This window comes from Natrinema salinisoli (genome assembly GCF_020405205.1).
Taxonomy (GTDB): Archaea; Halobacteriota; Halobacteria; order Halobacteriales; family Natrialbaceae; genus Natrinema; species Natrinema salinisoli.
In genome coordinates this window covers 2,285,238-2,306,035 of sequence record NZ_CP084469.1, presented here as the reverse complement: position 1 = coordinate 2,306,035, position 20,798 = coordinate 2,285,238, and the positions used below count along the sequence as shown (strand labels likewise).

Below are 20,798 nucleotides of genomic sequence, written 5' to 3'. Positions count from 1 at the left end.
AGGGCTCGTAGATCAGTGGTAGATCGCTTCCTTCGCAAGGAAGAGGCCCCGGGTTCAAATCCCGGCGAGTCCATTCGACTGTTGTCACGTTTCGAATTAACCGGTTAGTCACCAGCTTCGCGACTGATACCGAATTATACACTGATACTGAATCCGTACAAACCCCCTCAGAAAATCGAGGGACGAACGATGGCGAATTCGGGTCCGTGCAGCCCGGTGATTTCTGCGAAGGAAATCCGGGGTGGTCGGCGTGAGTACTACATTCTCGAGACAGGTAACTCATTCTACCTGTCTCCATTGTGGCACTCATGTGACGGACCGGTTCCGTCGGGTTTTCGGCGACGATGATGATCGGGCCCACCGCTGTGGCGATTGCGATACCTACGCGCGACTGAGCCGCGGTTCTGCAGCTGGCGTCGACGTGTCGGTTCCCGATCCAGAGACATCGCCCGGCCGGCACGGAGGTGGGGCCGATGTGTAGCGAGTTCGTCCGGGCGAGCGAACTGTACGATGTCGAGAGTCGAACGCCCATCGCTCATCCGGCCCATCAAGCGACCGATACCGACGTTCAGCGGGCGCTCGGGGATCGCGAAGTTCGGGCCGACGGCGGGCGATTCTCGACCGATAGTGCTCGTAAAAAGAACGATGAAATTTGGCCGGATCAGAGCGGGAGCGACCATTCGTGGTCGCAGGTTGTACAGACGAAGTTCGCGACGGCCTCTCCCTCGGAAACGTATTTTGCGACCCGCTCTCCCAGCCCATCATCACAGTTGGGGCAGCGAGCTATCATTCGGCAACTGGTCACTAGCCATCACGGGGAAATCAGTCTGCGGCCCCAATATATTGGATGGGGGAATGTTGACAGTTGCTTATTCTGCGTCGCCACGTTCCGAGAGAAGGGGAAGAATAGCTGTCAGAGGGTCACTTCGGTTAGAAAAAGGATAGCCGAATTAGTTGGAAACGGAGCGATTCACCTCAGCGCTCGGAAGTTGCTCGACCCACAGGAACAGGCCGCTGTCCCAATGGGTCGGATGCTTCCGTTCAGGAGTTCTTTCGCTGCGTATGCCGACTCGCAACGAACGCACACGGCCACAACTCGGTTGTGGTCGCGCAAGGCGATCACCCCATGCCGCTGTGAGCAGGGAGCCATATTCAATTCCTGTGAAAAATATCGCGTAATTTGTCACAGAGAGATATTCGCTCCCGCTTGTACGCACTCAACGAGAGCTAACTACGAGGACGGTGGTTCTCGATGAGCCGCGTCGTCGAGGCCGACAAGTGCAAACGCTGCGGTGACCGCGTCGACGCATTTCGCCGCCTCTGTCCAGACTGTACGCGCGCAGTTCGTAACGCGCGGGAGGGTCCGCTATGAGCGTCGACGCCGATCGGGACGATCGTGACCTTAAGGCTGAGCTGGCAAGCTCGGCGGCCGGTCGATTCGGCATTCCTGTCGACGCGGTCTGCGTGGGCTGTGGGCAGACTCGAGTCAAACGGGCGTGCCTCGAGGAGATGGACCAGCAGCCCGACGGCGACCTGACCACTCTTGAGGCGACGGACTGCACGTCGTTCAAGCACGTCTGTTACCAGTGTCAGGGTGCGACCTACTGGAATCCCGTCGCGGTACTCATCGGCTTGCTCGAGAGCGAGCGGGACCGGGGTGAGTAAGCGTGTCGCAGGTCCAGACGACGCCTCACGAGATCGAGGGTCGCTGGAAGTGGCCCGACTGGGGCCGTGGTCCGTACGACGCGCTGTCGTCGGTGATGCTCGGGCCACCCTTCGAGGGGTACCTCGAGATCACGACCGAGATCGACGGCGAGCCTTGGCTCCTCGAAGCGAGCTACAGTAAATCGGGATTCGCGCCGCGGCTGTCGGACGGGATCAACGCCGAGCGGCTCTACGAGTGGGATATCAAGGGTCGCGGGCGTGGTGAACGGAAGGCATCGTACAATATCGGCCCGCGGTTCCCGAACATGCGCCACTGGGAGAGCGGTGAGCGGTTGCAACTTCCGTGGGAGAATCAGGTCGGCGAGGTTGACGGCGTCGACGTCGAGTTCCACACGAGTAACATCGAACCCGAGCGCGGCCTCGAGCTGCTGCCGGAGTTCTTCGCGGCGATCTTCGATCATGCCAACGAGCGGGTTCATCCCGAGTACTTTCGAACCGAGCCGCACGAAGCGAGTCGAATGTGGGCATACGAGCGGTACGTCCGGATTCGTCGCGAGTGGGCGGAAAAGCTCTCGTCGGCCGGTGTACTGCAGAAGGTCGCGCACTATCTGTCCGACCTCGAGGGCGTGAAAGCCGAGCTCCACATCGACAATCAGGAGATCATCAACCATCAGAACCGGCTGTTTCTGAACCCCACGTCGGCCAGCGAACTCCTACCGGGTCACACGTACGGGCGGAAGTTCGAGATCTACCAGCTGAAGGACCCCAACGCGGTCTCGAAAGATCACCCGTCGTACCATCCGAAGGTGGAAGTCCTGGTAAACAAGTCGATGAACGATAACGAGGCATGGGCGTGGGCCGACCGCCACGAAGTGACCGAGCAGATAGAGGAGACGCTATTGAACGCTCTCCACTGGGAAGACATTCCGCTCGGTCCCGACGGAAATGGCGTCTACATAGCCGATGATCACTTCGACGCGGTTGCTCGAGACCAGCCGGTCGAACTCTACGAAGACCCGACGCCGCGCCTCGAGGCGAAGTCTGACCACCTGTTGATGACGACGCTTCGAGATATGGGCGAGACTGCCCGTGATGTATCCGAAACGGTTGCGACCGACGGCGGTGCGACCGTCGACGGTCTCGCCGACCAGCTGGGGAAGCATCCCGCGACGATCTACCGGGCGATCAACGACCTCGGTGAGATTCTTGAACTCGACCAAGGCGATGTCTCGTTCCGGGCTCGGAAGTACCGGGAGGAACTGCGAGCGCTCGTCGAGTCGGCAGAGTACGCGATCGAGAGCTACGCCGATCGGATGCAGCACCTCATGGGCTTGGCCGATCACGTCGCCGAGTCATCGCCCTTCCAGGAGTGGCTCGCGAAGAACGGCGCCGACCTCGAGTTCGACGAACACGGCGAACCTCGGCAGATGCGGATCGATACGATCCTCTCCCGCCTGAAGTCGGACAGTTTCGAGAACGTCGCGACGATCGCCAGCGAAGCCCTCGAGAAGTGGTCTCGATCAGGGAATGATCCGACCGAACTCCGTGGCGTCGAGTTCACCTGGAAGACTCCCGGCGGCGGTACTGAAACCGGATTCGTCGGCGCTGTTGCCGACCGCTGAACCGACCCGCATAGTGGCAACACTATCGAATTCCCCCTTTTCTACAAGTTCGCTTGAATGACAGCCTTGCTTAGACAAATCTGGTTGTAGCCAGCGCCTCGAGGACGGGGTCGGCACGGCGATCGCACCGCGACAGCTGCGGGGTCGTTTCGCGCTTCGCGCGAAAGCCCCCTTGGCGGGTGTCCCCAAGGGGACAGCGCCAAAAAATTACAGCGCCCTGCTCCGCCTCCGCACGCAGATCTCCAGTTGAAGCACATGAAACGGAGGTATGTGAGGACGTTCCTTTTTCGCTCACTAGAGATGCGAATGGTCTACCAGAGACGTGAGCTGTGAGAATTCCTTAGGTAAGGAACGGGATACCTTACAGCCGAGATAATGACTGAAGCTGAGTAGGATAACTACTGGATATTGAGTCCTAGTGATTGAAGTACCCTAACTACAATCTCAACTATAGAGACAGTCGTGGACGCGAACACGAAGGGGTATCGATGGTAGGCGATCCACTAGTAGCGCATCCTGAAGGGCGAAACCACAAGACTCTCCATATACCTGGGTATCGACAAGCCCAGGATGCGCCAGAATGCATTTGCTATTCTCTCTGGATGTGTATGCACTATGTCGCGAACGAATACCCTGACGACGAAATTCGCGCAAAAACAAACCCGCCAAAATTGGATACAATAAAGGAATATATCGAAATTGGTGCACTGGGATGGGAAAACCCTGGGCAGGAACCGTTAACACAACTCGCTTCTGAAGTCGCGACCCTTGACTTCAACCTTGAGTACCGATACAACGGTCTACCACAGGATATAGATGAATTCGCCGGTGATGGGTTAGATCAACTTCTACCAACAATCATCTGGATAGATCAAGTACTACTCAAAACCGGCGAACGAGGAGAAGGCCCGATGCATGCTGTTGTCGTTTGTGGGATTGGAAATTCACACATTACTATTGAAGACCCCTTGGTAGAAGGTACATCAACGCTAGAGATAGGAAAGCTAGAAGAAGCTTGGGACCCAGAATATAACACAGCAATAGAAGTAAGACTGAAGAACGGTCTGGAACCCACACGGAGGGAGGAACTATGAGTACCGAAGAAAATACGGCAGTGAGCATGGATGAAGCACGCCGTTTGGCAATGGAAGCGGTGCGCTTCGAGCTCGGTACATACCTCCGCCTGAAAACCGGTGATTTCGACGAAGAGGAGTTCCAATACACGTTCCCTATCGTTCTTCGGTCACCAAAACTCATCCTCGATGAAGACAGGGAGAATGCAGTCGATCTGCGGTTCTTGGACCCATTAGATGTTGGTGAAGTCACAGTAGACGCGAGTTCGAAGCAAGTCAGTCATCCAACGTCAAAGCAGGTCAAAGAGGAACTGGAAACCTACGAAAAGGAATTAAACCAAGCAGTCCAGAAGGCACTGGTCCGTGCATCAGGAGGCAATCTCTCACATCTCCCCTTCCCTGAGAACCAGTATGCACCTGTCCAGGATATCCTCTCTGAGGTAATTCTCAACAGTGAAATCAGACTCGATCAAATCGAGATGATGGACAGGTACGATAATTCTGAGAAGTACCAGAAGTATATCGACAGCCTGGTTGAGTTAGATCTCCTAAAACGTAAAGGATCGGTTCTCCGAAGTGGAGATGTTCTCAACACGATCCAAGACAAGGATCAGTTTGAGGGACATGAAGTGAAGACTCACCAGCAAGAATTGAATGCGGCTCTTGGCCGTTACTTCGAGCACAATGTGGGTGAGTTTGAGATGATCAAGCGGACACTCGGCCCATATCTCGCCTTAGCTGGATACTATTACCGACGTGCGCTTGAGCTGGATGAACTTCCCGTTATCAAGGAGGAAGACCTGGCAGATGGCATCAAGATAGAGTATGAGGGACGAAAGCAGCAAAAGAAGCTGTTCAAGATGTCTCGATACCTCGTTCAACTGGAAGATGTGGGTGTCCTGAAACCAGTATATCACAATGGGGAGCGATACTGGGTTGGTAATGACAACACGTTCTCCCGTTTGAAGGCAAGCACGGACCAGCTTGGACCGGTTACAGAGTTGTTCAGTCCATCGTTGACTGATCAGCAAACGCTTGGAAGCCTGTCTGACTAGTTGATGTTAGGGCTTCTGGCGTGGCTCGGGATAGGGATCTTCTCTGTAGCACTTGCGTACGATTTTTACACTGAATGGTTTGCGCCACGGTTACTATCTCAATCTTGGTTCCCTGGCGAGCCTGATTTACCGCCTGTCGCAGGAGATGTTGATGACCCTGGTCCCGAAGAATACAGGCGAGTAATATTAGCTGCTTATCTCACTGGTGCTGCGATTCTGTTTATTGGCCTACTTGATGCTGCTCCGGTTAGCCCAATGTGTTTGCCATACACTAACTTCATTAACGAATATATAGTTGGAATACTGGCGTTAGTAACTGGATTTATGTGGTATTCTGATGGGCAGGGTGTAGTAATCCCATATCATTCTGAAATCAGATATACGATTGGAGTTTTGACTGTGGTTGCACCATTGTATATGAGTGCGTGTGGATCAGGCATACTATAGAAGGTTTGATGCAACTTTCCCCCATCGGTTGCACGTCGACGAATCTGGTTTCCCGAATATGCACACGAGCTGCGAAACCTCGTGTGCATATTGAGTGACGATCGCCCTGATCGAGTCCACAACGAGTCGGATTGACTGACAAGACACCCCCATTTCGTGGGCTGTGGGCCGCTCGAGATAGACGAAAAAACTAGGATATAGGGGTTCGTGTGTACGAGTATGCGAATCCGAACCGACGATGACTACGCGTACCGGAACGACGCGATCGAACGTGCAGCTGATTTCTACGACTGCAACAAGACGAAAGCAGTGGTCAGTGCGTGCGACGACGTTCCGATGTTTGTCCAGGCTATCCGTCAGTTGCTCGAGCGGGACGATCTCACGCTCGAGCAGCGCCAGGAGATCGCCGAGACACTCTCCACTCGTGCAGTAACGTTCGAAGTCGACACAGAGATTGTCGTTACTACCGATTGAGTGGGTCATAGAGTAGTTTGAATACCACCCTGTGTTTGTCCGATGAACGGTAAGTAGTGTACAGGACAGGCCAGAACTGTACTACCTTATACAAAAAAGAAGGCTCGTTATGATCCCATATTTGCATATTCTTTATTAGGTTTCGTGTGTTAAAGCGCCCCATGGATTTCGCTGGGTGCTATCCGGATAAGGCGCCGATGATAGACCGACTTATGGATACGCTGGGTAATAGTGTCCGGCGAGAGACGATCCACTATTTCGAGAATCACAATAGCGGAAAGACCAGTACGGTCGATGAAGTGGTCACTCACATAGAGACGCGAGTTCCAGACAAAGATCACGAGGAACTCTCACTTTTGCTTCAACATAAGCATCTACCAAAACTGCAATCGAGAGAGTGGCTGGAATTCGAGAAGCGAAGTGACACCATCCGATATTACGGGAATGAATCAGCCCAGCAGTGGCTGGAAGATGTAGTAGAGGTATTTGACGAATAGAGTCAGTCTCTGGACTCCTCAGAGAGGATCACACGATTGTTTTGTTGGTTCCACCGTCGATACCTGATGTCTGATGTCTACGTCTCCTGTACTATCTACAGTTACCGTATAGCCTTTGTATTCGAATTCGACTTCAGGAGATCTCCTATCAGAGATAGTTGATTGATAGAGCGAGTCGAGTGCGTCCGTATCAATAACGGAGTGGAGCGGTGGTCGGAGTTCCTCCGGTGATACCTGTTCGCGTTTGGCGACTTTTTCAACAATCTTGAGGCTGACCGATTGAGTGTTGTTCACACCTATCGCTGCCTGATTCCTACATATAAAACCAGATGGTCCTCTAATGACGTGCGTCAGACAATCGGATATGAACGGTTTTCATGGGTACTCTGCCATTTAGAGAAATCTGATATTGAGGACGATGAGAACACTTATTCAGAAAACGGCATCAATCGGAATTTTCGCTTGCTCGGTTCCGCGGTGATCGCCGCCGCCGTGCCACCGGAGCAACGGGAGATCACCTGATCGGACCATCTTATCATGAAGGATCGTGCAGCCAGAGCGTCCATGCGGCCGGTAGACGACGAAACAGTACCACCCGTCGTGACTCCGCAGCTTGTCGTGGTAGGTTTTGTAGACCTTGAAATTCCCCGGCTGGCCGTCACTGTGCTCGAGCATGGTCGACTTGATTTCGACCGGCGTTCCGTTCCCGAATCTCGCATCGTGCCAGCTGGCGCGCTTGAGGGAGAACCGGCGTTTCTTCGCCATCCGTTTCTCACAAGCGGTCCCGAAGTGGTTCGCTCGGTTACTCCGATTCATGTCTCTCGGTTTCGATGGGCTGGGCCTCTGCCCCGATCGCGACAGAAGCCGTCATCTCTCGAATCTGTTCAACTGCGGTCGCAACGTCTGTTCCCGAGTAGTACAGGAGTTGCGACGACCACATGACGGCGATACAGTACCAGACCCACAGCGGGAACTCGAGTACACCGACCAGCGCGAGCGGAAGGGCGAACACGTTCAGTTTGAGCGCGAGCATGATCGCCGGTAGTTCTCCCAGCCCGGAGACGATCGCAAGCAAGAGCCCGATTACGACATCCGCCGAGTGTCGTGAGAGTCGTCGACGGAGGTCCATTATACCACCCTCCGGACGGTTCTCTCACGCGCTCGTCGCGCGCCGATATATATTATCTCCGCGACGTATCCGAACAGCCCATCGGTCGCTTCGCTCCCTCGGAGCGGAGCGCGTGATGGGCCTCCCCGTGTACTAAAGGGGAGTCGGTATCTGTATCCAGCTATCCAACCCCACGCAGTCATGCGATTACCTCGTTCACTTTGGATACGGTCTCTGCGTGCTTTCCTTCTTGTTTGTATTCGCGCCAGCGTGAACCGACCCATCCGTGGCTGTACGGCACGAAGTCAGCGGTTTCACGGTTCGTCATGCCTTCCTCTTTGCACCGAATGACGGTCCAAATCGCCGTCTGCCGAACCGCCTCGTCTGGCTCCATATCATCCGTTTCGTCGCCGTAGGACGACCACGACCAATCGCTTGCTTCCTTCGTATTGTATCGGAAGTCCGTCGGTGGGACTCCCTCAACCTCGCCCTCGATGTCTGCCAGTTGGGCGTTGCGAATCGAGTCGGCGATGATCGCTTTCTTCTGCGAGACCTTCTTGACGATCGTCCCGACGCGCCACAGCATCGGATGAATCGAGCGCTCGCCGTGGGCGATGTAGATGAGCGCGCCCCCGTACTTCCGGATCTTGTACACCAGCGGGGCCATCTTCTGCCGAGTTTCGTACCCCTGCTTCCCGCTCCCGCTCGCCGCGCTCGAGAACTCGTCACCGATGAAAAGCTTGTCGCGCTGGCTGTGCTCGAGCGGGTCGCCGTCCTGTTCGACCCACTCCATGAGCGTCCCGTAGTCGGGAATCCAGCCGTCTTGTACGTCGCCGTCGTCGTCGACCCAGCGATTCTTTTCCTCGAGCGACTGGATGTTGGTACCGAGTAGGGAGTTCTCCTGGTGGAGCGCTCGCCACCGCTGTGCGAGCAAGCAGGCGAAGTCGGTCTTGCCCGCGCCCATCTCACCAAGGACGACGATCACCGGGGCGGGCCCGTTGATCAGCCCGTCTATCTTGCCGATCGCCTTCAGCCCAGAGACGTCTGCCCGTTGGCTGGTGTCGCCAACCATGTGCTTGATAGTCGGCATATCACCGTTCTCCATCGCTTTCCGGAAGGTTTCAGTTCCCTCCATCATCCGGATTTGCTCGTGTTTCTCGAGGTCCTTCACCCGGCCGGGCATCTTGTCGGGCCGATCGGCCGCCGTTGGATCGTAGTGGATCGATCGGACGGCCAGCGCGCGAGAGACCTGCTCGTCGCGCACAATGCCACCGTGGTCGGCTATCTCCCGGTTCTCTCGATCACTGTACCCTTCTTGATGCTCGCGCGCTGCTGCGGTCGTGTAGAGTGCTTGCTGGTCGGCTTGTCCGTCGTCGCTCATTCGTTGATCCCTCCGTCGGTCGCGGCGGCCTGCTGGCCGCCCTGGTCGATCGTGATTCCCTGTTCGGCTGCGGCCGGATCGAAGTCGTGCTCGTAGTCTCCGAGGTCGCTGATCTCGTCGGTCGACCACTCCTCAGATTCGTCCTCGGCTGCCTCGAATCGCTCTTTGACGCTCGTCTTCGCGCCCATAAGCCCACGCTCGTCGGCCTCGGCCTGGAAGTTGATCGTGTCGCGTTCGATCTCGACGCCCATTCGCGAGATTCGAGCGCGGAGCTTGTTGTAGGCGATCGCCGTTTCGATCAGCTCACCGTGGATGTCCTCGAGCATGGCCTTCACGGTGATCAGCTTCGAGTCGGCCATCTGGCTGAAGTAGCAGCCGGTGACGATGAGCGTCCCGTTCTCTCCCTGGTCCGGGTGCCAGTCGAACTCCCGAACCTCGAACGATCCGTTGTCGTTGCAGCGGTACGGAGAGGGCCCCTCGACGGTCTTGTTCTCCCATACGCCAGGCTCGACGTAGAGCTTCCGGCGGGTGTCAGTGACGCCGTTGATGTGGTAGACTTCGACCATATTCCGGTTGCGGAGCTTCCGGGCCCCAGTGATGAACAGCCCCAGTAGCGGCGGCCCGAGTAGCATGAGCGCAGCAATCCATCCGTGAACGATCGGCGGGATGCCCGGCAGTTCGGGCCGGAACCACAGCAACAGGATGGCGATCGACATCGCAGCGCCGGCGACGAGCAGCTGGGCCTCGGCCAGCACGTAGGTCACACGGTCACGCCAGCTTCCGAAGGTGGTGCTCGTCTCGCTCATGCTTCGATCACTCCGGTATCTTCCGAGCGGACGACGTAGGCCGCTCCGAGCGCCGCCAGCGAGACCGACAGTGCGACGCCGGAGAACAGTCCGGTCTCTCCGCCGAAGTTGCTGAACGGGTTTTTCTGAACCTGACCGACTGAGACGAAGGCACCACTCCCTTGCTCGAGGCTGGCTCTGGTCGCGATCGCGACGCCGGCCCCCTGCCGATCGGTGACCGGCATCGTCACAGTATTCGTTCCCTCCTGGAGGCCAGCTTCCTTGTAGTTGAACGAGCCGGTGCCTGCCTCGAAGTCGCCAGCTTCCGTCATCGAAATTTTCGTCGCTGAATCGGCTTCGAACGTGATTGTGAACATTCCCGGCCGGTAGTCCCAATCGACGATTCGCGTCTCGTTGTCGATTTCTTGCTCGTAATCGTCATCCGGCGAAACCGCTTCTTCGCCGGCTTCCGTGGCGTTCTCTGCCGGGTTCTCCTGAGCGGCGACCGCGCCCATGCCCATAGCCAGAGCGAGCGCTACCACCGTTGCAAAAATGAAAATCCGTCTCATCGTTATTTACCTACCAGCGGAATCTTGTCGATCGCCGCGCTCACCATGCCCATGACGACGAGTGCGACGATAGCGAGGCCCGCGAGTGCGCCACCATTTTGATCTGAGAATATCCCGCCGAACAGCGGGTCATCACTGTCGCTGGTGCTGCTACTACTCTCCTCCTCGGCCTCGAGCATTTCGCGATACGACTCGAGGTTGTTCTTCATGTATTCGACGAACTGGGAGTTGTCAACAGTGTCGTACTGCTGGTTTTCGTAGTCAGGTTGGTCCGTCGAGATCTGGTCACGCTGATCGAGCGCGCCGTAGTTCTCGAGGATGTCGTCGACGTGCTTTCGGTACTTGATGTCGTCGACGCTATCGAACTGTCCCATTTCCGAAACGACAGTATCAATACTGTCGGGTGTGGCCTCCAGCGCCTCGATGTCAGCGATCGTTTGATCGGTGACATGGGTGAGCGAGACACCCTCGCGGTCAGTCATGTCGTCGATGGTGATCGTACCGTTTCGGAGGATCACCTCGCTCGAGGATTCATCGTCAGTCGTCATCGAGACGCCAGCAACGCCGCCAAATTCGATCCGAGGCATGACGAGCTTCATGAGGTCGTCGGGAGCACCCGAATAGAACTGGGTGCCGTTGCCGGACGAGTCGACCTGATAGATGGAGCCAGCACACCCGATAAACGCGTCGTCGAAGCCGGGTGCCGTTAGCGCGGAGTGTGCCGTATCCTCTGTGGGATTGAACTGGCCGTTTTCCGTGCCGTCAGTGATGTCGATGCAGTAGACGATCCCGCCGTAGCTGGGAGCGTAGACTGCAGAATCGTCGGCCGCAACATCCGGCGTGGTTGCGGTCGGGGTGTTGAACGACCACTTTTCGGACTGGTCGGCAGTGTTGACGGCGACGACATTCCCGCCAGACGAGCCGCAGGCAACGGTTTCTTCGTCCGGCGAAAGTGCGATACCCTCGAGCGTGAGACCGCTGGAGTAGGTCCAGTTTTCGGACCCATCGTTGGTCGGGTCTACCGAGGCGATCGTGCCGTTGGCGACGGCAACGAAAGCCTCGTCGTTACTGGATGAGTACATGCAGTCGTTGACGTATCCGCCAAACGAGTGAGACCATTTCTCAGTCCCATCGGACGGGTCCAGCCCGTACAGGCTGTTACCGTCCTGATCGCCTGCGATAACTGTCGAGCCGTCCGGTGAGATATCCACCGACGTGGCGTTGCCAGAGAGGCCAGAGAACGCCCATAGCTGTTCGCCAGTCGTCGTGTCGAAAGCGAGGACAGACGGGTCGCCAGTTGCGGCGTACAGCGTCGTCTGATCAGGCGAGACGGCGAGGTCTAAGCAACGGTTGTGGCCGGTGTTGTGTTGGAAATCGCCAGAAAACGGCTCGATCGCCTCAACACCCCCGCCGTTGGTCGAACCGTACAGTGTGGGTCCGACAGTGTACGTTTCGCCGGTTTGGAATCCGCCAGAAGGCGCTTGCTCGGAGAACACCATGCCGGTGTACTGGCTGCCGTCGACGAACTCATCCGGGTAGAGGTGCCGATCGCTGAGATTCGGGTCAGTGTCAACACGAGTTCCAGTCGCGCCAGACCAGCTGACCGTCATTTCCGCGACGCGGCTCATGTCCGGGCGCACCATGTCCAGTTGCTGGAACATAGCGAGCCTGAACTGTTGGTTCGCCTGATCTTCGGTTCCGCTCAGGAACCGGGCAACACCCTCCGGGGATCGGACCTCCGAGGGAGTGATGTTGCCAGCATCGAGATCGGCAAACAGGTCGTCGACGGTCGACTGATCGTAGCGAGACGTGACCGTATCCGACTTCGAGACGATCTGGTCGAAGCGGTGGAACGTTTCAGCTACATCCCATACCTTCTGAGATTCGGAGTCCCCAGTGCTGGAGACAACGAAATCAGATTCGAGCGTACAGGTCGTGCCGTCGACATCGTAGGTGAGCGTTTCGGCGTCGGGGTCCCACGAGTCGACGACGGACTGCTCGAGGACGGGCGTCGTCCCGAGGTCCGTCCCGTTGGTCGTGTCACGGACGTGCAGCATCGGCGTCTTAAGCGTGGTCGCGCCGTTCTCTCGCGCCACCTCGTCGGCCTCGTCAGGATCGACATTCGAGATCGACGTGCCGTCGTGTAACGTCAGGTCGATCTCTGTCGGATTGGCTCGGAATCGGAACTGTACCGTGTTCCCAGAGCCGTCCGTGCCAGTGGCGGCTACGAAGGCGTCGAGGCCGTTGTCAGTAGCCGCAGCGCCAGCGTAGCCGAACTGGAGCAGAGACTTGTTTACAGCGTGGTAGTCGTTGAACTCCAGCAGTTCGTAATACTGGCGGATTCGACCCATTGCGTTGGTGTAGCCGGTCGTGTTCGACTCGCCGTTCTCCCACGCGAGCATGGCACCGTGTCGCGCCTCGAGCGAGGCGATCGGCGCAGAGTCCGTGATGCGATTCAACATCAGGACCTCGTGGTTGTTCAGCGATTGGGCTTCGGAAACGGCCACGTTGTGTAGTATCGCCTCGTCAGCCGACAGTTCGGACTCAACGCCGCCGTATAGCGAATCAAGTGCGAGCGCGCCGAAGACAGCAGTCGCACCTACCGGGTTCCCGGCAGCGAGCAGCGTTGCGGCCTTTTCGGTAGTCGACGCTCCGGGAATCGCAGATACCACGCCGTCGACGAGGCCGTCCGCCGCTTGAGCCGAGTCGGTGCCGAAAGTTACCCCCGTAGCTGTGGCACCGGCCGCGACTCCGAACGATTGGAGCGCCCGTCGTCGAGTCAGTTTACACTCGGTCGCGATCTCTTGGGCCGTGGGCTGTGGGCTGCTTTCCGACATCTACGACCCTCCAGTCTTTCGGCGAGCGACCGCGCCGGCCGCCGCGATCGCCGCGATCGCGACGCCGACACCGAAGCCGGGCGTGCCGTCGGAACTCCCTCCGAACAGGCCGCCGATCGAGCCGTCGTCGACGGTGACGGAATCGGCTTCCGTGTCGTCGGCCGAGACGATCACTCGGTAGCTCGTCCCGTCGACGAGGCCGTCGGACTCGGTGTAGGTCGCGTTCGTTTCGTTGCCGGGATCGGCGGTGAACGAATCGCTCACCACGTCGTCGGCCATGACTGTGGCCGAGAGGATCGTGTCGTCGGCGGTGATCGAGTCGGACGTGTGCGCGGACAGGTCAACGGTGCCGTCGGTCTCGTTGATGTCCGAGGCCGGGACGGTCACCGTCGTCGCGCTCGAGTCGAGCTCGACATCGTAGCTGGTGCCGTCCGTCACGTTGGCTGTGTCGAACTCGGCGGTCGTTCCGCTCAGGGTCGTACTGTTCAGGTGCGAGTCGGTCACCGTGTCGTTGTCGATCTGGTAGGCCGACTCGTGCTGCACCGTCACGTCGGCGGTCGCGTCGGAGGCCGCCGACTCGTTCCAGTCGACGCCGACCGTCAGGTTCGACTCGTTGTCGAACTGCACTTGTTCGTTCGCCATGTCCGTCACCGCCGCCATCCCGATCGCCGCCATCGCCGCGAGAGAGACCGTCAGGAAGGCGATTCCGATAACCGTCTTGGTGTGATTTGAAAAACTCATGATGGAACTCCGTTAGTAGTAGCTGATGAGGTAGTAGCCAGCGCCGTTGACCATCAGCAGCAGGACGCCGACGTACCAGTACGTCGCCAGTGCCGCCGCGACGGCCGGCACGATCGCCGAGAACAGGTTCAGGAGAACCATCCCGGCGACGAGCGCAGCTTGCTCTTGCGAAAAGTCCGACCAGTCGCGCGCTTCGTTCGAGAACCACGCGACCAGGAGCGTAACCATCGTGAAGATGAATGCCCAGGTGATCTCCGTCCCGGCCGCGCTGTAAAGCACGTCACCGAGATAGAAGCTGATCGGGTTGTCGAGGCCGATGGTTCCGAGGCCGGACATTGAGAGCGTCGCGGCCACGAACAGCGGTGCGAGGATGGCGTCGATCAGGTCGACGCCCTCCTGATTCTTCATTCCGCTCAGGTAAGCAGTTGCCATAATACAACGCACACCCGTCGAACCCGCCCTCCCGAAAGGGTCCGGAATACCTCGGGAAAACAGATTGTAACCAAGTTTTATGAGAAGGGGGGTTGCCCGCCGAATATGGCACTGAACAAGATTCGCCAGTTAGATCGCGACTCGGTCGGAATCACGCTTCCGAAAGACGACATGCGCGTCGAGGGGCTGCTTGACGAGAACGGCGAACTCGAGGGAGATCACCACATCCACATTCGTCACGTTGGTGAGGGTGAATGGACGCTCGAGCTTGTTGAGGAAATTGACTAGGGGCTGGAGTAACCAAACTTGACCGAACGGAGAGCTAGATCAACCGAGAAAAATTGTTCCTTCGAATGACCAAATCGATTTGGTCAATTAAAACGAAGAAGGTTGAATATTATTCGTAGGTTGCGACAACGGTGTCTTCGCCTTGGTAGGTTGCAGTGACCGTTATTGAGGAGTCGTCACTCCAACTGGTCACATCACACGATTGCCCAACGCTGCTGATACCACTACAACTACTGGCGTCGGCATTCTGTGCGCTGATATCATACACATTGCCATCATCAACGCGATCTTCTGAAATCACGGTAAGTGTGACAGTGCTACCACTTTCATCGAATTGTACACCGGCTGAAGCACTTGCACTCTGACTTTGGCCAAGATCAAGCACGAACGCAGCGATCACAGCCGCGAGAATGACAGTGATCGCAACCATCAGGATCACTCCAATAACGGGTGACACTGCTCTGTCGTTAGAACTATCCGATTCGCGTTTTGCTGCAATTTTAGATTCCATTTTCATATATTCTAACCTTGATATTATCCGGAGTACTGAGCAACGACACCGGTTTCGCCTTGGTACGTTGCTGTGATGGTCACACTTTCACCAGAGGACCAGCTGCTGATTTCAGAGCTATCGCCAACGTCGGTAATGCCACTACTGAAACTATGGCCACTACTCGTGACCTGGTAGTTCGGACTGTCGTCAACCCGGTCCTCTGATATCAGTGTGACTGATAGCGTACCCGAATTTTCCTCGAACTGGAATCCAGCAGATGGACTCGCACTCTGGCTTTGTCCAAGATCGAGCACGAATGCGGCGATCACGGCCGCGAGAATGACAGTGATTGCAACCATCAGAATCACGCCAATAACTGGCGATACTGCTCGTTCGTCGTCGTTTCCAATCAGCTTCGATCTGTGTTGTTTCAAATCCATATTACCACAGCACCGTCTGAACGGTCGGAAAGGTTATACGAGGTGGTCTGGAACCACCGAATCGCGCGTAGGGGGGATTGGCTAATCCACAACCAACCCGACGCGCCTTCTCGCCGTTCTGCATGGTGCTTGTAGTCACGACGCAACTGCTACCATATATAGTTAAAGGATAGTGATGTTCTCATGAGTTGATAACGATTTCAGAGATGATAATCAGTGATCGCTATCCGAACTACAGCAAGGCCTTGAAGCGGTCTCTTCTTGCGGTTTTGTAGCTACATTATTGAGACGATACGGATTTACCCTTACACTATTACCTCTGTCTATGAACTGGGATGAACCAATAATCGACGAACGCGATGTTGCACGGACATATAACGGGGGTGCGTACGAAGACCCATGGACTGCCGTCTTAGACTACCAGACAGTAATGCGGTACGCAAGTGAGCACTCAAATAAGGGTTCGAGTGCGATCGCAAGCACGCTGGAGATTCCGCGCGGACGGATTCGACCATGGCTCGACAGCGGGAGCAAGCCGGACCCCGTACGTGGTATCGAACGTGCGCGTAATCTCGGGTGGCTCGATGCAGCGTACCTCGATCCGGAGTTTCAGGCACTGAACACGCTCGTTGCCAACATCTTTTCCGGCGGTTCTATCGCGCACCAGCATTTCCAGCCATCGTTCGCACTCAACCATCATGACGAGCGCTCGCACGTGATCGACGCGCTCGAGGCGGCAGGACTGGAATACGAGTTTCATCACGAAGACGATTCCGATCGTGCAACCGAAGTTCGACCGACGGACGACGCGACTATCTTGGGTCGGACGCTGGCCGTCCTCGGCGCGCCGATCGGGCCGAAAGTCGAAATCGACGATCTGACGCTGCCTTGGTATCTCGAGGATGCACCCTTCGAGACGCGGGAGCTATTCGTACTGTCCTATCTCGCGAACCGGGCGATTCACCATCGCGACAAGGATACGGTCCACATTCAGGAAGACCGTCCCCAGTCCTACCGTGACGAGCTGGCCGAATTCATCGAAGACATTGCGAAGGAACCGGTGACCTCAAGCGAGGGAATGGTGACGATCTCGGCGGACGCGGCTCGGTCTCTCGGACTTCAACCTCGGTATCGGATTCCGTCTGAAGAACCGGAATGATCTGTCGTTCCGAACCTATTCCTCTAAGTCCTCAGTGTCCAATTCTCCCTCGAGATACGCACGTCCTCGATCGGTGATCTGGTAAAGGCCTTCGTCGACGCGATCGACGAGGCCGGCATCGCGAAGCGTACCGAGCCGTGTACTCAGATAGTGTCGCGAATAGTCGATATTAGCCGAGAGGACACGCGGTGAGAGAATCAAATTGCTATCCGCGAGGGTCTCGAGGATGCGATCGTCGGCTTGTGTCATCCACGACACCCTCGGTCTTCGCATACAGTCACGTCCCGTACTGGCATTTTATCAATACTGATTGAATCCGTTGACAGCAACATATGGTTCACTACAGATTAACGAACGGTCGGTTAAGTATAAGTGGATGGGATGTTTCGATTGCTGCCAACGGAGGCCAGACGGACCCGCCGCTGCCCGGTCGGGTCCTCGAGAGAAACGCGGACCCGGTGTTGGGGCACCGGCCCGCCTGGCTTCCGTATCCAGACTACGGAAGCATGCAACCACACGACGCTACGGGGAATAAAGCCCCTGATAGACCGCATCGATCGACCCACGGCCCACAGCCCACGGCCGGCTCGAGTATCGGTTTCGGAACCGATTTCCGATCTTTCGGAAAGCCGACGAAACACGACTCGATACTGACGAGAGCGTGTCAATCACGAAATCCGACTCTTTTCGGAACTATCGGAAACCGCATTCCGACGACTAAGAGGGAGAGGGACAGAGGATATAATCAGCCGACGGACGGCAGCCGCGCGCGCCACCAGGTCCAACCAACGGCGCGCGCGGTTCGTCCGCGGTCCCACAACAGTGAGACCATGACCGAACTGGCACGCTACCACGGTAAGAGTACCGGATACTGTAACTACAGCGATATGCACGAGGTGGGTCGATGAGCGCCACCGAGCACGACGTTCCACCTTGCGACGGGTGCGGTCTGACGGTGGGCCGCGTTCGCGAGGTCGAAGTGGAGAATCCCGACGGACGGATCACCGTCTGTGACAGCTGCGAAGACGGGCTTCGATCAACGATCACGGAGGCCGTTCACATCTATGAGTGACGAGTTCCTCGCACTCGAGGCGCAACTGGAGGTTCTCGAACGCCAGGCCGACGCGGTCGAGCGACAGACCGAGGCGCTCGAGGCGATCGCGACGGAGATGCGATATCAGAACGCGGTCCTCGTCGAGATGGTCTCTTGTCTCGACGACCTCTCGGCTCGCGTCGACGAGCATCACTGTCCGGATTCTCCGCCGCATGATCGGTCCGGGCCCGCGCTGCAGACGTGGATTCAGGATCGGCTTTTCGAGCGTGACCAGCTCGAGGACGATCGCCCCGAATTCCGCTGGGGTAGCCCGGAGAATTGGAGCGGTGGTGATCGGGATGGACGATAGGTCCTCGAGCGGTACCGAACGCGACTTAGATTGTCTCGTGTTCGAGGACCCGTTCGAGTATTTCCAGTGGATCGGAGTCAGTGAACGTCTCGAGATCGTGTTTAATTTCATCAGGCAAGCGACCCTGGGAATCGAACTCCTCGAGAGCTACAACGGCCTGTTCAATATCTGCTTGGCGGTCTCCATCGCACATAATGATAACCAAGACCAATTGGCTATAAATCTATCGGGAAGTGCTAATAGAACGTCAAGAGCGGCGAACACTCTACTTGAAATGTCTATTAATACATTAAATCATAGTCGCAGGTTCACCTACGTCGATCCGGTGGAGGGATCGACATGAGTGACGGGCTGCAACCGTTGTCCCCGGAGAATGGGGTCGATCGGTTCCTCCGTCATCACCGACCCGGTGTCCGCGAGACATCGTTTCGGAACGCGAAACACCGCCTGTCGGTCTTCCTCGAGTGGTGTGACGAGCGTGATATCGAGAACCTGAACGACCTCGATGGGCGCGAGCTTGCCGATTTCGTCGACTGGCGACGAGCCGATGTCGCGCCGATCACCCTCCAGAAACAGCTGAGTAGCGTTCGGCAGGCGCTTCGGTGGTGGGCCGATATCGAGGCCGTCGAGGAAGGTCTCGCGGAGAAGCTCCACTCGCCGGACCTTCCCGACGGGGCACAGTCCAAGGACGTCTTTTTGGAACCCCAGCGAGCAAAGGCGGCGCTCGAGTACTTCGACCGGCATCACTACGGTTCGCGGGACCACGCGCTGATCGCACTGCTCTGGCGGACGGGGATGCGCCGAAGCGCTGCGCAGTCGATCGACGTGGACGACCTCGAGCCGGACGATCACGCTGTTCGTGTAGAACATCGGCCCGACACCGGGACGACGCTAAAGAATGGCGATGACGGGAACCGCTGGGTCTATCTCGGGCCGAAGTGGTTCGCCGTTCTCACCGCGTATCGAGATAATCCGGATCGGCCGAGAGTAACCGACGATCACGGTCGTCAGCCGCTGTTTACGAGCCAACAGGGGACGCGACCGACGAGCGATACCATCTACAAGTGGGTCGTCCGGGCGCTGCATCCCTGCACATACCAAGAGTGTCCGCACGACGAGACGCCGCGCTCGTGCGACGCTCGAGGGAGCGACGGGCACCCAGCACAGTGCCCGTCGGCGCGATCACCCCATGCTATCCGTCGGGGAGCGATCACACATCACCTCAATCAGGAGACGACGCCGGAGATCGTCAGCGAGCGCATGGACGTGTCGCTCGAGGTCCTGTACGAACACTACGACGCCCGAACCGAACGCGAGAAGATGGAAGTCCGACGCGAGAACCTGCCGTAACCTATCACAATCATGAGAGAGACAAGCAAAACCGCACGACTCGATCGGTATTCTACATCCCGGCGAGTCCATGATTCTACGCCGCGAGCAAATTCGCGAGCGGCGCAAATCGTCGTCGACGCCCGGATTTGAAGCCCTGTGAGTCGTGGTTCGGAAGACGCCTTTGGCGTCTTTCGTCATCACGAGAAAGCTTTGCTTTCTCGAACGACAGCGCCGAACGGAGTGGGGCGACCGTCTCACAATGAGTTCAAATCCCGGACTTCACTTCTCTCGCTTTGCTCGAGTCGTTCAGTGGACTCGCCGTAGTCACACTCGCTTCGCTCGCGTGACTCCCGAGATCGTCGTTGATACGGACTAGAAGTGTTCGTGTCTTTGAGCAAAAGTGTGGGCTGGCACGTAGGTGGTGGTGGTGGTGGTGGTTTATTGCCAGCTCCATTTTGATCTTCGTTCTTCTCTCCTATAAATCTCACACTTTTCGGTAGAATATGTGGAAGTTGTATTCCACCATGCGTACCGAGAAATCCGATATATCTGTGACCGACGCACTAGGAGATGGGAACTGCAGAGTTCGGTATACGATTCGATCTAAAGTGAGAGACTGATTTTCTCACTGTGAACACGTTGAGGTTGCTTTACGGTATTTACCCCACTATCGGTTAGTAAAGTGATCGTGGATGGAAGAAGCCACTCAAGAAGAAGTCGAAGAAGCGATTTCGAATCTCGAACAGAATCAAAACTCTGGCGAAATCGTTATCGTAGATCGATAACTACTCTACTGGCTAGCAACAGACCGATAGAAACGCCTCTAACGGGTTTGGCTTCTCGAGAACGCTGGCGGATGGCCAGCGTTAGACGTCCCATCCTCAGAGGTGGTATGTCACGAGGGTGGGTCTGAGACCAGAGTGGTCGGCAATATGGCGATTGACTTCACGCTGGAACGATCTCAGTTGTGGCGAGGATCTGAATGTCTCGGGTCGGA

Annotated in this window: 26 protein-coding genes and 1 tRNA gene; 14 read left to right on the top strand and 13 right to left on the bottom strand. The window is 56.9% G+C overall.

Going from position 1 to position 20,798, the window contains the following annotated elements; genetic code table 11:
- Position 1: 1 nt before the first annotated feature.
- The 9 genes from LDB05_RS11450 (at position 2) to LDB05_RS23595 (ending at position 6,833) form a co-directional block, all read left to right on the top strand.
- Positions 2-73, top strand: a tRNA-Ala gene (locus LDB05_RS11450).
- 177 nt (positions 74-250) lie between these two features.
- A complete protein-coding gene (locus tag LDB05_RS11445) occupies positions 251-481 on the top strand; it encodes a DUF7563 family protein (RefSeq protein WP_226004120.1) in 231 nt (76 codons plus the stop codon).
- Between the two features lie 887 nt (positions 482-1,368).
- Positions 1,369-1,665 (top strand): hypothetical protein, encoded by a 297-nt coding sequence (locus LDB05_RS11440; protein WP_226004119.1) that lies wholly within the window; start codon positions 1,369-1,371, stop codon positions 1,663-1,665.
- 2 nt (positions 1,666-1,667) lie between these two features.
- A complete protein-coding gene (locus LDB05_RS11435; protein ID WP_226004118.1) occupies positions 1,668-3,287 on the top strand; it encodes a DUF7845 domain-containing protein in 1,620 nt (539 codons plus the stop codon).
- 608 nt (positions 3,288-3,895) lie between these two features.
- The gene (locus LDB05_RS11430) at positions 3,896-4,381 is read left to right on the top strand and encodes a hypothetical protein (RefSeq protein ID WP_226004117.1); all 486 of its coding nucleotides are present in this window, start codon (positions 3,896-3,898) and stop codon (positions 4,379-4,381) included.
- Positions 4,378-5,415 (top strand): hypothetical protein, encoded by a 1,038-nt coding sequence (locus LDB05_RS11425; protein WP_226004116.1) that lies wholly within the window; start codon positions 4,378-4,380, stop codon positions 5,413-5,415. Before LDB05_RS11430 ends, LDB05_RS11425 begins: the two co-directional genes overlap by 4 nt.
- 3 nt (positions 5,416-5,418) lie before the next feature.
- Complete coding sequence (locus tag LDB05_RS11420) at positions 5,419-5,862, top strand: hypothetical protein (RefSeq protein ID WP_226004115.1); 444 nt, start codon at positions 5,419-5,421, stop codon at positions 5,860-5,862.
- 219 nt (positions 5,863-6,081) lie between these two features.
- Positions 6,082-6,336 carry a DUF7692 domain-containing protein gene (locus LDB05_RS11415; protein ID WP_226004114.1) on the top strand — a complete coding sequence of 85 codons (255 nt, stop codon included), beginning with the start codon at positions 6,082-6,084 and terminating at the stop codon, positions 6,334-6,336.
- A 161-nt stretch (positions 6,337-6,497) separates the two neighbouring features.
- Positions 6,498-6,833 (top strand): DUF7344 domain-containing protein, encoded by a 336-nt coding sequence (locus LDB05_RS23595; protein ID WP_425498561.1) that lies wholly within the window; start codon positions 6,498-6,500, stop codon positions 6,831-6,833.
- Positions 6,834-6,851: 18 nt separating this feature from the next.
- Here LDB05_RS23595 and ddfA read toward each other — a convergent pair whose 3' ends face one another.
- The 9 genes from ddfA to LDB05_RS11370 all read right to left on the bottom strand — a co-directional run bounded on the left by ddfA (position 6,852) and on the right by LDB05_RS11370 (position 14,686).
- The gene (ddfA, locus tag LDB05_RS11410) at positions 6,852-7,127 is read right to left on the bottom strand and encodes a DdfA family disk-determining factor (protein ID WP_226004113.1); all 276 of its coding nucleotides are present in this window, start codon (positions 7,125-7,127) and stop codon (positions 6,852-6,854) included.
- Positions 7,128-7,265: 138 nt separating this feature from the next.
- Entirely contained in the window at positions 7,266-7,649 is a 384-nt protein-coding gene (locus LDB05_RS11405; protein ID WP_226004112.1) for a PD-(D/E)XK family putative nuclease, read from the bottom strand.
- On the bottom strand, positions 7,636-7,962 hold the full coding sequence (locus tag LDB05_RS11400) for a hypothetical protein (RefSeq protein WP_226004111.1): 327 nt from the start codon (positions 7,960-7,962) through the stop codon (positions 7,636-7,638). Before LDB05_RS11400 ends, LDB05_RS11405 begins: the two co-directional genes overlap by 14 nt.
- 178 nt (positions 7,963-8,140) lie before the next feature.
- Positions 8,141-9,322 (bottom strand): hypothetical protein, encoded by a 1,182-nt coding sequence (locus tag LDB05_RS11395; protein WP_226004110.1) that lies wholly within the window; start codon positions 9,320-9,322, stop codon positions 8,141-8,143.
- Positions 9,319-10,128, bottom strand: coding sequence for a hypothetical protein (locus LDB05_RS11390; protein ID WP_226004109.1), 810 nt, complete (start codon positions 10,126-10,128; stop codon positions 9,319-9,321). The genes LDB05_RS11395 and LDB05_RS11390 overlap by 4 nt, the downstream gene beginning before the upstream one ends.
- The gene (locus LDB05_RS11385) at positions 10,125-10,676 is read right to left on the bottom strand and encodes a DUF8063 family protein (RefSeq protein WP_226004108.1); all 552 of its coding nucleotides are present in this window, start codon (positions 10,674-10,676) and stop codon (positions 10,125-10,127) included. The genes LDB05_RS11390 and LDB05_RS11385 overlap by 4 nt, the downstream gene beginning before the upstream one ends.
- 2 nt (positions 10,677-10,678) lie before the next feature.
- Positions 10,679-13,513 (bottom strand): Env/VP5 family phage fusion protein, encoded by a 2,835-nt coding sequence (locus LDB05_RS11380; RefSeq protein ID WP_226004107.1) that lies wholly within the window; start codon positions 13,511-13,513, stop codon positions 10,679-10,681.
- A complete protein-coding gene (locus LDB05_RS11375) occupies positions 13,514-14,254 on the bottom strand; it encodes a PGF-CTERM sorting domain-containing protein (protein WP_226004106.1) in 741 nt (246 codons plus the stop codon).
- A 12-nt stretch (positions 14,255-14,266) separates the two neighbouring features.
- Positions 14,267-14,686 (bottom strand): DUF8023 family protein, encoded by a 420-nt coding sequence (locus tag LDB05_RS11370; protein WP_226004105.1) that lies wholly within the window; start codon positions 14,684-14,686, stop codon positions 14,267-14,269.
- Between the two features lie 105 nt (positions 14,687-14,791).
- Between LDB05_RS11370 and LDB05_RS11365 the strand changes: the two genes are divergently transcribed.
- A complete protein-coding gene (locus LDB05_RS11365) occupies positions 14,792-14,974 on the top strand; it encodes a DUF8053 family protein (protein ID WP_226004104.1) in 183 nt (60 codons plus the stop codon).
- Positions 14,975-15,083: 109 nt separating this feature from the next.
- Here LDB05_RS11365 and LDB05_RS11360 read toward each other — a convergent pair whose 3' ends face one another.
- Both LDB05_RS11360 and LDB05_RS11355 read right to left on the bottom strand, forming a co-directional pair.
- Positions 15,084-15,491: a type IV pilin domain-containing protein gene (locus LDB05_RS11360; protein ID WP_425498560.1), complete on the bottom strand. Its 408-nt coding sequence runs from the start codon at positions 15,489-15,491 to the stop codon at positions 15,084-15,086.
- Between the two features lie 17 nt (positions 15,492-15,508).
- Entirely contained in the window at positions 15,509-15,907 is a 399-nt protein-coding gene (locus LDB05_RS11355) for a type IV pilin domain-containing protein (protein WP_226004103.1), read from the bottom strand.
- Positions 15,908-16,232: 325 nt separating this feature from the next.
- Here LDB05_RS11355 and LDB05_RS11350 point away from each other — a divergent pair, with 325 nt between their 5' ends.
- On the top strand, positions 16,233-17,066 hold the full coding sequence (locus tag LDB05_RS11350; protein WP_226004102.1) for a hypothetical protein: 834 nt from the start codon (positions 16,233-16,235) through the stop codon (positions 17,064-17,066).
- Positions 17,067-17,081: 15 nt separating this feature from the next.
- Here the strand turns inward: LDB05_RS11350 and LDB05_RS11345 are convergent, their stop codons facing one another.
- Positions 17,082-17,315 carry a winged helix-turn-helix domain-containing protein gene (locus LDB05_RS11345; protein ID WP_226004101.1) on the bottom strand — a complete coding sequence of 78 codons (234 nt, stop codon included), beginning with the start codon at positions 17,313-17,315 and terminating at the stop codon, positions 17,082-17,084.
- 655 nt (positions 17,316-17,970) lie between these two features.
- Here LDB05_RS11345 and LDB05_RS11340 point away from each other — a divergent pair.
- A complete protein-coding gene (locus LDB05_RS11340) occupies positions 17,971-18,138 on the top strand; it encodes a hypothetical protein (RefSeq protein WP_226004100.1) in 168 nt (55 codons plus the stop codon).
- A complete protein-coding gene (locus LDB05_RS11335; protein WP_226004099.1) occupies positions 18,131-18,469 on the top strand; it encodes a hypothetical protein in 339 nt (112 codons plus the stop codon). Before LDB05_RS11340 ends, LDB05_RS11335 begins: the two co-directional genes overlap by 8 nt.
- A 25-nt stretch (positions 18,470-18,494) precedes the next feature.
- On the opposite strand, the gene LDB05_RS11330 is transcribed toward LDB05_RS11335, so the two are convergent.
- Positions 18,495-18,662, bottom strand: coding sequence for a hypothetical protein (locus tag LDB05_RS11330; RefSeq protein WP_226004098.1), 168 nt, complete (start codon positions 18,660-18,662; stop codon positions 18,495-18,497).
- A gap of 146 nt (positions 18,663-18,808) precedes the next feature.
- Between LDB05_RS11330 and LDB05_RS11325 the strand changes: the two genes are divergently transcribed.
- A complete protein-coding gene (locus tag LDB05_RS11325; protein ID WP_226004097.1) occupies positions 18,809-19,819 on the top strand; it encodes a tyrosine-type recombinase/integrase in 1,011 nt (336 codons plus the stop codon).
- The last annotated feature ends 979 nt before the right edge of the window (positions 19,820-20,798 follow it).